Source organism: Collinsella aerofaciens, assembly GCF_040910325.1.
Classification (GTDB): domain Bacteria; phylum Actinomycetota; class Coriobacteriia; order Coriobacteriales; family Coriobacteriaceae; genus Collinsella; species Collinsella aerofaciens_BL.
Genome location: NZ_JBDGAV010000038.1, coordinates 1 through 12,024 on the forward strand (window position 1 = coordinate 1; position 12,024 = coordinate 12,024).

Below are 12,024 nucleotides of genomic sequence, written 5' to 3' on the forward strand. Positions count from 1 at the left end.
GTCGTGCTTCACCCTGAGGTCTATACTCATGGAAAACCTCCCATTTCCCGATGTCCAAGAAATGGGAGGCAGTTCACAGGCACCTTTTTGGTGGTTTATGCTTGTTTCGGTTGAAAGGAGCATGCGATGGCGTCTGAGGGCTTTTTTGAGCGGGTGTATGAGGTGGTCGAGCAGATTCCCGAGGGGATGGTTGCCACCTACGGTCAGGTGGCGCTGCTTGCCGGTCGTCCGCGGAGCGCGCGCTATGTGGGCTATGCGCTGCACAGCAACCCGCGCCCCGGCCAAATTCCCTGTCATCGCGTGGTGTTTGCCGACGGCCGTATCTGTGAGGGCTTTGCCTTTGGCGGCCCCGATGCCCAGCGTGAGCTCTTAATGGGGGAGGGCGTGACGTTTACCGATCCCATGCACGTCGACTTGGCCGCCTGTCGCTGGCCTGCCGGACTCTAACAGCTCTGCCGTGGCCAAAACCACCACAAAGGTGCCTGTCCCCTTTGCGGTGGTTTTCCGTTGCAGGTTTACCGGGGCTAACTTATGGAGAAGGTGTGGCGGCGCACTTTGCCGTCAGAAAGTAAACCACGGTGAACTATATTGTATTCAGCAACGGAGTAGGCAATAGGCGATGAAAAAGCCTGCCCTGTTGAGTTTGATTCGCATTCCTCCCCTCTGTGCGATTCAACGGTGTACTTCGGGAACGGGCCCGCCGGCAACTGACTGCCGGCGGGCCCGTTCCTGTTTGTCGGGGGAGTACGATGGACGGAGCCGAAGCGGTCCGGCTCCAAAAAAGGCGGACGCCGTAGCGCCCGCCCTATAGCAATCGAAAGCTCAAGTCAGCAGATCGGTCTAGTACACCATACCCATGGCGTCCTGAACCTCTGCCAGGGTCTGCTCGGCGATCTCGTTGGCGCGACGGTTGCCCTCGTGCAGCACGTCCTTCACGTAATCCAGATCGTTCTCGTAGCGCTGGCGACGCTCGCGGATCGGTGCGAAGTACTCGTTGACGGCCTCGGTCACGTACTTCTTGAGCTGGCCGGAGCCGCCCATACCGATCTCCTCGGCAATTTCGACCTCGGAGCGACCGGTGCAGATGGCGGCCGTCGAAAGCAGGCCAGACACGCCGGGGCGGTTCTCGGGATCGAACGTGATCATGCGCTCGGAGTCGGTCTGGCTCTTCTTGATGCGCTTTGCCGTCTCCTCAGCGGTCATCGAGATGTTGATGGCGTTGCCGTAGCTCTTGCTCATCTTGCGACCGTCAAGGCCGGGCAGTAGCGGGGTCTCGGACAGCAGTGCCTCGACCTCGGGAAATACCTTGCCGTAGCGGTTGTTAAAGCGGCGTGCGATGGTGCGGGTTAGCTCGATGTGCGGCAGCTGGTCACGACCGACGGGCACCACGTTGCCCTTGCAGAACAGAATGTCGCAGGCCTGATGTACCGGGTAGGTGAGCAGAAGGCCGGTGAGCTCGTGGCCCGAGGCCTCCATCTCGGCCTTTACCGTGGGGTTGCGCGCCAGCTCGGCCTCGGACACCAGCGACAGGAACGGCAGCATGAGCTGGTTGGCGGCGGGCACGGCGGAGTGCGCGTAGATCATGGTCTTGTCGGGGTCAATGCCGCAGGCAAGGTAGTCCATGACCATGTTGTACACGTTGTCCTGGATGTGCTCGGTCGTGTCGCGGTCAGTGATGACCTGGTAGTCGGCGATGAGCACGTTGGTCTTGGCGCCCATGTTCTGCAGCTCAACACGGCCCTTGAGGGTACCGAAGTAGTGGCCCAGGTGCAGACGGCCGGTGGGGCGGTCGCCGGTGAGCATGGTGAACTTCTCGGGCGTCTTGGCCAGGCCCTCGCGAATGGCGTTGCTCTTTTGCAGCGCGACTTCGTAGCTGTTCTCGTTTGGCATGATTGCTCCTAACGTATGTTCATGGGTCAAGATGATAACGCGTTTATTGGAGGGGCGGTGCGTAAGTAGGCGAGGGGCGGGAGAGGGACGCGCGTGGTGCGGCATGTGCGATGGGTGTGGCGCGGCCGTGCTTGGCTAACGGTGCCTTGGCACATCCTCGGCAGCTTGCCCTAGAGCTTGTGGTGGCGCTCTTCTTTGCGCTCCTCGGCTGCCCGCTCCTCCTGCTTAAAGGCGGGGTCGTCGGGGGTGACGAGCTCGTCCTCGTGCGTACGCTTGTTGTAATGGTGGCGCAGCACGGGCTCAAACAGATGTAGATGCTTGGCAAAGGCCGCCGAGCCAATGGCGAGCACGGTAAAGATGAGCACACGCATGGGCACCTCGACCTGGTTAATCGCGGCGGCGCCGGCCGAAAGCATGATGCACCAGGCATAGATGAGCAGCACGGCCTGTTTTTGGTTGTAGCCTTCTTGGATTAGGCGGTGGTGGATGTGGCCCTTGTCGGCCTGCCCGATGCTAATGTGGGCGCGCCTGCGGCGCACGATGGCGCTAAACGTGTCGATGATGGGCACGCCGGCAACGATGAGCGGGATGATAAGCGAGGTGAGCGCGGCGGTGCGGCTCACGTTGAGCAGCGAGATGGAGCCCAGTGCAAAGCCCAGAAGCAGCGACCCCGAGTCGCCCAAGAAGATGCTTGCGGGGTTGAAGTTGTAGCGCAAAAAGGCCAGACAGGCGCCAAAGAGCGCAATGGAGAGCGCGGCGGCGTCGATGCGGCCCGAAAGAACGGCCATCGAAAACATGGTGAACGAGGCGATGCCGCAGATGCCCGTGGCCAAGCCGTCGAGGCCGTCGATGAGGTTAATGATGTTGGTGAATGCCACCAGATAGATTACGGTGATGGGGTAGGCGAGCCATCCGAGTATGATCTCGCCGGGGGCAAACGGGTTGACGATGACGCCGATTTTTAGGCCGCCGATACAGGCGATGAGCGCGGCGAGGACCTGTCCGGCCAGCTTTTGCTTGGGCTTGAGCTGGAAGACGTCGTCGATAGCGCCGGTCGCAAAGATGACAGTAAAGGAGAGCGCCAGCATGGGATAGCTAATGTGAAGGCGCGGGTGCGGCACCAGGACGGGTGGCCAGCCTAGGTGCCAGGTGCCTAGGATTTGCACAATGCAGGCAACGACCAGGCCCAAAAACACCGCCGTTCCGCCCAAACGCGGGATGGGCTTGGTGTTGATGCGGCGCTTAGAAGGATAGTCGACGGCATCGAGTTTAATTGCCAAGCGCTTGACCAGGGGCACCGCGAGGAAGGTCGTGATAAAAGCCGCCGCTGCCACGCATAGGTACGGTATGTAGCTCGGGGATGAAGCCATGAATCTAAAAACCGCCAAGCGTCGAAGGAAAAGGTCAGAAGAACGCCATGCGCAAAGGGCATAGCCGAACCATAATACTCGACCAAGGGGGGTGCATGTAATTGCACGCAGCGATAATCACGCGCTTACCAGATATTGGGATGTTGTCGATGGCTTGTCGGGATGCCGGCGGGGATCCATATGGACTGTATGGTGATTTTTGGCAAAAGAAAACCACCCCCCACGTTACGAAAATGAACCCACCTAAAACAGGTGGGTGCCCTCATCGACTGTTCCAGCGTCCTTAACAACGAAGGATACCTGTACTAGGTACGACTGTGTGGGCTCCCTAAATAAACGCGACGGTTCACCCAGTTGCTCCGCGGGGGGCGGAATACCTACATCATAAAGCGGCACTTTGTCGATTCCAGTCTTGACATTACAAAAATCGTGTCGGACGATTACGGCACCTTGGGGCTTGAGCCGTCTACGCGGCCTGGCCCTTTATGTTTGAGCTGCTGAATTGTTGTTTTGGAGCATGTTTTTATGCCGACGTCGTTGACCGAACTTTTTTCGCCCGCCTGCCATTTGTGTCCCCGCCGTTGCGGTGCGGCGCGCGATGAGGGCGCGCGCGGCGTATGCGGTGCTAACGACACGCTCAAGGTGGCCCGCGCGGCGCTTCATATGTGGGAGGAGCCGCCTATCTCGGGCGAGGCCGGTTCGGGCACGATCTTCTTTAGCGGCTGCTCGCTTAAATGTATCTACTGCCAGAACCACGAGATCTCGACCGGCAATTTTGGCCTTGAGATTTCGCCTGAGCGCCTGGTCGAGATTATGCTGGAACTGCAGGACCAGGGTGCCAACAACATCAATTTGGTGACGGCGACGCACTATGCGCACCTGTTGCCTGCCGCGATTGCCGCGGCACGGGCGCGCGGGCTGGTCATCCCGATCGTCTACAACACGAGTGGTTACGAGCGCGCGAGTGCCGTGGCGGCGCTGGGCGACCTGGTCGATGTGTGGCTCACCGACTTTAAATATGCCGATGCCGGGCTTGCGCAGTCGCTTTCTCATATTAAGGATTACCCGCGCGTGGCCGTGTCGGGCCTGGCACAGATGACGTGCGAGATCGAGCGCCGCGGGGGAGAGCTGGTGGACGAGGACGGGCTCATGAAGCGCGGCATCATCGTGCGCCACCTGGTGCTGCCGGGGCATGCAGACGATTCGTGTCGCGTGCTGGACCTGGTGTGGCAGACGGTGGGCGACGTGCCGATCTCGGTCATGAACCAGTACACGCCCAATGCGCTCATGCGCGAGCAGGGCGGCGACCTGGCACGCGCCGTGACGCGCGAGGAGTACGAGCAAGTACTCGACCATGCCGACGACCTGGGCTTTACGACGATGTTCTGGCAAGAGGGCGGCGCGGTAGACGAGAGCTTCACCCCGGCCTTCGACACCACCGGTGTTCTTACCAGCGCAAAGTAGTGCGTTCGTCGATGATTTTTCTGGGACGGGGGATAAATAATCATCGGGTGGCTCGGGCGTTCGAAAAGTAGTCAAAACAGCCCCGTCCCAAAAAGACTGGGTATTGGGCGTTGACAGTTGGCGAGCCGTAGGTAAAATATCAACTTGTCCTGGGGACGTAGCTCAGTTGGGAGAGCGCTGCCGTCGCATGGCAGAGGCCGAGGGTTCGACTCCCTTCGTCTCCACCCTTGGATTTGATAAGCCGCTGACATTGTGTCGGCGGCTTTTTTTAAAAAGAAAGGGCTGCATCATGGCCGAGCTTGAGTCCCAACCACTGTCTGCCGAGGAGCGCGCCGAGTTGGAAGAGCTCCGCGCCGAGAAGGCTCGTCGCGAGGCCCAGGAAGAGGCACGCCGCGAGCGTGAGGAGCTGGCCGCCCTGCGTGCCGAGCGCGAGAAGGCCGAGGAGGCCACTGCGAAGGTCGCATCCGAGTCTGCGCCCGTGCCCAAGCCCGCCGCCGCGAAGCCCGTGCCCACTGCACCCAAGCCTCAGCCCAAAAAAGCCGCTCACCCTAAGACCGTCGAGCCCAAACCGAGCCGTGACGAGATGACCTTTGCCCAGCGCATGGTCACCTCCAAGGAGCCTACGGGCGAGAATGAGATCCCCGGCATGGCTCCCGCTCAAAAAATCATCATCGTGCTCGCCCTTATCGCGTTTATCGTCTTTATGGTCTACACGATCACGGGCAGCATGGGCCTGCACTAACCTGTTCGCTCCAGGCTCCATGCCCGCACGTCCGCCTCGCCCAACCCTCAACCTCTGCACAACACATCCGAAAGGTCGCCCCATGGCTTTGACCGACATCTCTCATCCCACCGACATCGCAATGCTCACCGATCTGTACGAGCTCACTATGGCCCAGGGCCTGTGGGAGAGCGGCAAGGCCAATGAGCAGGGTTGTTTTACCGCGTTTTACCGCGACCATCCTTTTGGCAGCGCCTATGCCGTCATGTGCGGCACCGCCGAGCTGCCCGAGCTTGTCGAGAACCTGCGCTTTACGCCCGAGGACATCGACTACCTCGCATCGCTTGAGGCCCCGGCCGGCGGCGCGATGTTCAAGCCTGGATTCCTCGACTACCTGCGCGATTTTCGTGCGCATGTAAACATCGACGCCGTGCCCGAGGGCGAGCTCGTCTTTCCGCGCGAGCCCATGGTGCGCGTCACCGGCCCCGCGCTGGAGTGCCAGCTGCTCGAGACGGCGCTGCTCAACATCGTCGGGTTCCAGACGCTTGTCGCCACCAAGACGGCGCGCGTGGTGCTCGCCGCCGACGGTCGCCCCGTGGCGGAGTTTGGCCTGCGCCGCGCCCAGGGTCCCGATGGCGGCCTGGCCGTTGCGCGCGCGAGCTACGTTGCCGGCTGCTCCTCTACGTCCAATGTGCTCGCCGGCCGCCGCTATGGTATTCCCGTCTTTGGCACGCATGCGCACAGCTGGGTGATGAGCTTCGATTCCGAGCTCGAGGCCTTCCGCGCCTTTGCCAAGTCGAGCCCCAAGAACTGTACGCTGCTCATCGACACCTATGACGTGCGCGAGGGCTGCGAGCATGCCATTACGGTTGCCAAGGAGATGGAGGCGGTGGGCGAGCGTCTGTCGGCTATTCGCATCGACTCTGGCGACCTCGCCAAGCTCTCCAAGTATGTTCGCGGCCGTTTTGATGCCGAGGGCCTGCCCTATGTGGGGATCTCGGTTTCCAACGATCTTGACGAGTACACGATTCAGTCGCTGCTGGACCAGGGCGCGCCCATCGATAGCTTTGGCGTGGGTACCAAGCTCGCGACCTGCTATGACCAGCCGGCGCTGGGTGGCGTGTACAAGCTTTCCGCCCGCCGTGCGAGCGAGACAGATCCATGGACGCCGGTGGTCAAGCTCTCCGAGCAGCCCTATAAGCGCACGATCCCGGGTGTGCAACGCGTGCGCCGTTATTACGACGGCTTTGGCGGCCCAGTCTGCGACATGATCTACGACGAGGACCATCTGGCGGGGGAGGGCGCCGCGCGCGGCAATACCCTCGTGGCCGTGAATGATGCCGCCCTGGTGACCGACGTGTCCGAACTTGAGTATCGCGAGCTGCTGGTGCCGATCGTGCGCGATGGCAGTGCGGTGGCTCCGCGTGAGAGCATCCAGGACGCGCGCGAGCGCTGTGCTTGGGCGCTCGATCATCTGGACGCAGCTTTCAAGCGCTTCCTGTACCCGCAGACCTATGTGGTGGGCATGGAGCAGGGCCTGGCTCAGGTGCGCGACGAGCTCGTGCGCAAGAACATGGCCGCGGCTTCGGCCTTCCCCTGGGCAAAATGATCCGAAGGGGACGGAGGAAAACGGATCATTTTCGTTCGTCCCGCACCGGGTGCCCCGGCTGCTCCAGCTCGCCCGCCTGCTCAACACTCGATTGGTTTGACGTATGACGACTTCTTATAAAACGATGGTGGTAAAGATCGGTTCGTCCACGGTTGTGGGCACTGACGGCAAGGTCAACCGCGCCTTTATCGGCGGACTTGCCGATCAGGCCGCAGCGCTGCGCAAGCTCGGCTGGCGTCTGGTCGTGGTGAGCTCGGGCGCTATCGCCTGTGGCTATCCCGTGTTGGGTTTCGACCGCAAGCCGGTCGGCGACCTGCCGAGCCTGCAGGCCTGCGCCTCGGCCGGCCAGTGCATCATCTCGTCGGCCTACGACGAGGAGTTCCATGCGCGCGACCTGCTCACCTCGCTCGTGCTGCTCACGCGCCACGATACGGCCCGCCGCACGTCCTACCTGCACGCGCGCGACGCCCTGCTGCGCCTCGTGGAGCTTGGCGTGGTGCCGGTCGTCAACGAGAACGATACCGTCACCGTCGACGAGATCAAGTTTGGCGACAACGACACGCTGGCGGCGCTTGTGAGCTGCCTGGTTTCTGCCGATCTGTGCGTGACGCTCTCGGACATCGATGGTCTCTATACTGCCAATCCGCATGAGGACCCCACGGCCGAGTTTGTTCCTGTCGTGCATAAGATCGATGCCAAGATTATTGCCTCGGCGGGCGATTCTTCCACATCGGTGGGCACGGGCGGCATGATTACCAAGATCCGCGCGAGCCGCATCCTGATGACGGCGGGCATTCAGAGCGTGATTTGCTCGGGCGAGGAGCCCGATGCGCTCGTGCGCCTCGCCCGCGGCGAGAGCGTGGGCACGCTGTTCGATCCGCCGGCGGAGCGTCTGGACATCGCACCCCGCAAGCTGTGGATCGCGCTGGGCGACAAGGCACATGGGTCGGTGACGGTTGATGATGGTGCTGCGAAGGCGCTGGTTAGCCGTGGCTCTTCTTTGCTTGCGGTGGGTATTCGCGAGGTCGATGGCCAGTTTGCCGAGGGCGATGTGCTCGATGTGTGCGATCCGAGCGGTATGGTCGTCGCCCGCGGTATCGCCGAGGCCGATTCGGACGTGCTGGAACTTGCTGCCGGTCGCCGCCAAGACCAGATTGCCGGCAACCGCCTGCTCGCTAACCTGGCCGAGAAGCCGGCGATACACAGGGATAACTTGATCGTATTTGCATAAAGAAAGACAGCGCTGCGGATCGTTTCCCGCAGCGCTGTCTTTTTCGTGCCGGCACTTGGGGACGTTCCCTTTGTGCCGGCAGGTGGGGACACTCCTTTGTTAGAAGATCCGGCGCAGGTCTCCGCGGTTGAGTGCTTCGTCGAAGAGGCGCTTGAACACCACGCTGCCGTGCAGGCCGTCGTGCTCGAACTCGTTGGTTACCCAGGCATGCGAGTTGCCCACGCGGCTGAGCGTGTCGAGCTGCAGGTCCGAATCCACGTACATGTCGTCGAAATACACCGCGGCCTGGAGCGGCACTTCGTTGCAGGCCAGGCGCTGCGGGTCGTAGATCTTGTCCCAGCTTGTGTCTTCCATCAGCAGGTCCATGCCGGGCTTGAAGGGCTTGAGCTCGGGCATCTGCTCGAACATCCACGGGAACATGGCCTCGCCGGTAAACATGAGCGGGCGCGCGAGGGTGTCGAACTCGGTGCGGTGAGCCTTCTCTTCAGCCGCGGCCCAGCCAATGGGCATAGTGTCACCGTCGGCGTATATGAACTCCTGCAGCGTCCAGTACAGCGGATTCGTGCGCGTGTTGGTGCGCTCGAAGGCGCGCATCAAAAAGCTGTCAGATACCGAGGCGTTGCAGGTCAGCGTGCCGTCGCCATCAACAAAAGCGTGATCGATAATCCAATGCATGCGTTCAAAGCTCGGCTTCATGCCAAAGTCGCTGCCCATGAGCTGTAGGCGCTCGACCGTCATCGGCGAGCCGTCGGGCAGCACGGGCTTCTGTGCCTCGAGCGCATCGGCCAGGGCTGCCACGCGCTCGACGTCGGCGGGGTAGCGGTCGTAATACTGCTGCGTCTTGGCGGCCATGCGCGGGAAGGTGTGCGCGTAGACCTCGCTGGCGCTCGCCGGCACGTGGGGGATGCCGCCGCAGGTAAAGCTCGCCGCCACGCCCTCGGGGAAGAGCGACAGATAGCTCAGCGTCAAAAAGCCGCCGTAGCTCTGGCCGAGCGTGACCCACGGCTTGCCGCCAAAGCCCACCAGGCGCAGGTACTCAAAATCGCGCACGATGGAGCTGGCGAGGTGGCGCTTGAGGAAGTCCGCCTGCGAGCGGGCCGCATTGGCGCCTGCTGCCTCGGCGCGATCGCCCAAGGCGGCAATCGTGCGCCCGTCCACGCAGCTACTGCGTCCGGTGCCGCGCTGGTCGGGAAGGACCACGCGGAAGTGCTTGACGGCCTCCTCGATCCAGCCGTCGCTTGTGGACGACAGCGGACGCGGGCTCTCGCCGCCGGGGCCGCCCTGCAAAAACAGGAGCAGCGGCAGATCGTCGTTGATGCGGTCGGGCGCGCAAACCACGCGGTAGAAGAGCTTGATGCTCTCGGGCGCGCCGGCGATGGGTGCCGGCATAGCGCCGCGGCGTATGGTGCTGCCGACGGCCAGGAGCATCGGCTCCAGGCCGCGCCAGTCAAGGGGGACGTCGATGCTGTGGTCCTCGACGTAAAGGCCGGGGACGTGGTACGAAGTGATGAGGGCCATGTGAGTCTTCCGTTCGTTGCGGTGTTTCGGGTTGACCAATTCTACCGCCGCGGGCGAGGCCATGCGCAAATCGGCTACCATGGTTGCAAACTTCTAGGAGAAAGGGCCGCCCATGTCGGTCGATATAGCCACGTATGTCCACGATCTTGCCATTGCCGCCAAGGCAGCGTCGGCCTCGCTTGCCACGGCGAGCGATGAGCGGCGCCAGGAGGCCGTGCGCGCCATGGCCGCAGCACTGCGCAACGGTGTCGACTCCATCGTCGCCGCCAACGAGCTCGATATGTCCGCTGCGCGCGATGCGGGTACCTCGGCCGGACTGCTCGATCGCCTGCTGCTGACGCCCGAGCGCGTCGAGGGCATGGCCGCCGGCCTGGAAAAGCTCGCCGAGCTGCCCGATCCCGTGGGCCGCGTGCTCGACCACCGTATACTCGCAAGCGGCGTGGACCTGACCCGCGTGAGTGTGCCACTGGGTCTGGTCGCCATAGTGTATGAGGCGCGCCCCAACGTGACGGCCGATGCCGCGGGCATCTGCATCCGCACCGGCAACGCCTGCATTCTGCGCGGCGGCTCGCTGGCCTATCACTCGTGTGCCATGATTGCCGAGCTGCTGGCCGATGCGCTCGAGGCCAAGGGCTTCCCGCGCGAGGCCGTGTCGATGATCGAGTCCACCGACCGCGAGGCCACTGGCGAGCTCATGAAGCTCCGCGGCATTGTCGACGTACTCATTCCGCGCGGCGGTGCAGGCCTGATCCAGCGCTGCGTGCGCGAGTCGCTTGTGCCGGTGATTGAGACGGGCACGGGCAACTGCCACATCTACGTGCATGAATCCGCCGACTTTGATAAGGCGCTCAACATTATCGTTAATGCCAAGACCCAGCGCGTGGGCGTGTGCAATGCCGCCGAGTCGCTGCTGGTCGACCGTGCTGTGGCCGATGCGTTTTTGCCTGCGGTCGTTGCCGTGCTGCACGACCACGGCGTGCTCATTCACGGCGACGAGGCCACGTGCGCCGCGTGCGCCGACGCCGGCTTTGTAGAGGGCGATGACTACGTCGCCGCGACTGAGGAGGACTGGGGTCGCGAGTACCTGGCGCTCGAGATGAGCGTGAAGGTCGTGGCAAACGAGGACGAGGCCATCGCGCACATCAACCGCTACGGTACCATGCATTCCGAGGCCATCATTTCCGAGGACGTGGACGCCTGCGAGCGCTTCTTGGATGCGGTCGATGCCTCGGCCGTATATGCCAACGCCAGCACGCGCTTTACCGACGGCGGCGAGTTTGGCCTGGGCGCCGAGATCGGCATCTCGACCCAAAAGCTCCACGCCCGCGGCCCCTTTGCCGCCGAGGCCCTCACCACCTACAAATACAAGCTTCGAGGCACCGGCCAGGTCCGCCCCTAGCGTCCGCGCAAACAAAAACCACCACAAAGGTGCCTTTCCCCTTTGTGGTGGTTTTAAGTGGCGCGGGCGGTTAGGCCTGGAAGGTATCGTGGTCGGGGGCGAAGGACTGCATGGCTGCGATGGTGCGGTCGAAGAGCTCAGGAAGCTCCCAGCCCAGCATCTCGGCGCCCTGCGAAATCACGTCGCGCGAGCAGCCGGCGGCAAAGCGCTTGTCCTTGAACTTCTTCTTGAGCGACTTGGTCGTAAAGTCCATAACGCTCTTGCTCGGGCGCATGATGACTGCAGCGCCGATCAGGCCGGTGAGCTCATCGCAGGCAAACAGGATCTTTTCCATCTGCAGCTCGGGCTTGGGCAGCGAGGTATTGAAGTCCGACGTGTGCGTCTGGATGGCGCGAATGAGCTCGGGAGACGCACCTTCATCCTTAAGAATCTTGGCAGCATAGATGGTGTGGTTCATGGGGTCGTCCTCATGCTCCTCCCAATCCAGGTCGTGCAGCAGACCGACGATGCCCCAAAACTCCTCGTTCTCGGGGTCGAACTCGCGCGCAAAGTAGCGCATAGTGCCCTCGACCGTCTCACCATGGGTGATGTGGAACGGGTCCTTGTTGTGCTCATTGAGCAGTTCGAACGCGCGGTCGCGGGTGATTCCGGCGGTAAGCGGCTCTGCCATAAGAGACTCCTTGTGCTCGTGGGTATCGATAAGAATGAATACTACTAGAACAAGAAAACCACCACAAAGGTGCCTGTGAACTGCGCCCCGAAACTTGGACTGAACAAATAGCGACTACGCCGCAAGGGCCCGGTTCCGGAACTCCTCCGGCG

10 protein-coding genes and 1 tRNA gene are annotated in these 12,024 nt (G+C 62.2%); 7 read left to right on the forward strand and 4 right to left on the reverse strand.

Annotation, left to right across the window (positions count from 1 at the left end; all coding sequences use genetic code 11):
* The first annotated feature begins 126 nt into the window (after positions 1 to 126).
* On the forward strand, positions 127 to 447 hold the full coding sequence (locus AB5Z25_RS10165) for an MGMT family protein (protein WP_161115864.1): 321 nt from the start codon (positions 127 to 129) through the stop codon (positions 445 to 447).
* Positions 448 to 840: 393 nt separating this feature from the next.
* Here AB5Z25_RS10165 and trpS read toward each other — a convergent pair whose 3' ends face one another.
* Together trpS and AB5Z25_RS10175 are read right to left on the reverse strand one after the other, a co-directional pair.
* Complete coding sequence (gene trpS, locus AB5Z25_RS10170; protein WP_117757745.1) at positions 841 to 1,890, reverse strand: tryptophan--tRNA ligase; 1,050 nt, start codon at positions 1,888 to 1,890, stop codon at positions 841 to 843.
* A gap of 170 nt (positions 1,891 to 2,060) precedes the next feature.
* Positions 2,061 to 3,260 carry an MraY family glycosyltransferase gene (locus AB5Z25_RS10175; protein WP_368135497.1) on the reverse strand — a complete coding sequence of 400 codons (1,200 nt, stop codon included), beginning with the start codon at positions 3,258 to 3,260 and terminating at the stop codon, positions 2,061 to 2,063.
* A gap of 525 nt (positions 3,261 to 3,785) precedes the next feature.
* Here AB5Z25_RS10175 and AB5Z25_RS10180 point away from each other — a divergent pair.
* From AB5Z25_RS10180 to proB, 5 genes are all read left to right on the forward strand, one after another.
* Entirely contained in the window at positions 3,786 to 4,724 is a 939-nt protein-coding gene (locus AB5Z25_RS10180; protein ID WP_195246597.1) for a radical SAM protein, read from the forward strand.
* Positions 4,725 to 4,875: 151 nt separating this feature from the next.
* Positions 4,876 to 4,948: transfer RNA gene (locus tag AB5Z25_RS10185), tRNA-Ala, on the forward strand.
* Positions 4,949 to 5,013: 65 nt separating this feature from the next.
* Entirely contained in the window at positions 5,014 to 5,466 is a 453-nt protein-coding gene (locus AB5Z25_RS10190) for a hypothetical protein (RefSeq protein WP_195246595.1), read from the forward strand.
* Positions 5,467 to 5,548: 82 nt separating this feature from the next.
* Positions 5,549 to 7,054 (forward strand): nicotinate phosphoribosyltransferase, encoded by a 1,506-nt coding sequence (locus AB5Z25_RS10195; protein WP_349117220.1) that lies wholly within the window; start codon positions 5,549 to 5,551, stop codon positions 7,052 to 7,054.
* A gap of 103 nt (positions 7,055 to 7,157) precedes the next feature.
* Complete coding sequence (proB, locus tag AB5Z25_RS10200; protein ID WP_368135498.1) at positions 7,158 to 8,285, forward strand: glutamate 5-kinase; 1,128 nt, start codon at positions 7,158 to 7,160, stop codon at positions 8,283 to 8,285.
* 99 nt (positions 8,286 to 8,384) lie between these two features.
* On the opposite strand, the gene AB5Z25_RS10205 is transcribed toward proB, so the two are convergent.
* On the reverse strand, positions 8,385 to 9,803 hold the full coding sequence (locus tag AB5Z25_RS10205; RefSeq protein WP_368135499.1) for an alpha/beta fold hydrolase: 1,419 nt from the start codon (positions 9,801 to 9,803) through the stop codon (positions 8,385 to 8,387).
* Positions 9,804 to 9,915: 112 nt separating this feature from the next.
* Here AB5Z25_RS10205 and AB5Z25_RS10210 point away from each other — a divergent pair, with 112 nt between their 5' ends.
* The gene (locus AB5Z25_RS10210; protein ID WP_368135500.1) at positions 9,916 to 11,202 is read left to right on the forward strand and encodes a glutamate-5-semialdehyde dehydrogenase; all 1,287 of its coding nucleotides are present in this window, start codon (positions 9,916 to 9,918) and stop codon (positions 11,200 to 11,202) included.
* A gap of 70 nt (positions 11,203 to 11,272) precedes the next feature.
* On the opposite strand, the gene AB5Z25_RS10215 is transcribed toward AB5Z25_RS10210, so the two are convergent.
* Positions 11,273 to 11,872 (reverse strand): HD domain-containing protein, encoded by a 600-nt coding sequence (locus AB5Z25_RS10215; RefSeq protein ID WP_006235479.1) that lies wholly within the window; start codon positions 11,870 to 11,872, stop codon positions 11,273 to 11,275.
* Positions 11,873 to 12,024: the final 152 nt, after the last annotated feature.

Bases quoted from the DNA above. Each gene is read 5' to 3' on its own strand.
- AB5Z25_RS10165 (WP_161115864.1), top strand. From the start codon at position 127: ATGGCGTCTGAGGGCTTTTTTGAGCGGGTGTATGAGGTGGTCGAGCAG.
- trpS (WP_117757745.1), bottom strand. From the start codon at position 1,890: ATGCCAAACGAGAACAGCTACGAAGTCGCGCTGCAAAAGAGCAACGCC.
- AB5Z25_RS10175 (WP_368135497.1), bottom strand. From the start codon at position 3,260: ATGGCTTCATCCCCGAGCTACATACCGTACCTATGCGTGGCAGCGGCG.
- AB5Z25_RS10180 (WP_195246597.1), top strand. From the start codon at position 3,786: ATGCCGACGTCGTTGACCGAACTTTTTTCGCCCGCCTGCCATTTGTGT.
- AB5Z25_RS10190 (WP_195246595.1), top strand. From the start codon at position 5,014: ATGGCCGAGCTTGAGTCCCAACCACTGTCTGCCGAGGAGCGCGCCGAG.
- AB5Z25_RS10195 (WP_349117220.1), top strand. From the start codon at position 5,549: ATGGCTTTGACCGACATCTCTCATCCCACCGACATCGCAATGCTCACC.
- proB (WP_368135498.1), top strand. From the start codon at position 7,158: ATGACGACTTCTTATAAAACGATGGTGGTAAAGATCGGTTCGTCCACG.
- AB5Z25_RS10205 (WP_368135499.1), bottom strand. From the start codon at position 9,803: ATGGCCCTCATCACTTCGTACCACGTCCCCGGCCTTTACGTCGAGGAC.
- AB5Z25_RS10210 (WP_368135500.1), top strand. From the start codon at position 9,916: ATGTCGGTCGATATAGCCACGTATGTCCACGATCTTGCCATTGCCGCC.
- AB5Z25_RS10215 (WP_006235479.1), bottom strand. From the start codon at position 11,872: ATGGCAGAGCCGCTTACCGCCGGAATCACCCGCGACCGCGCGTTCGAA.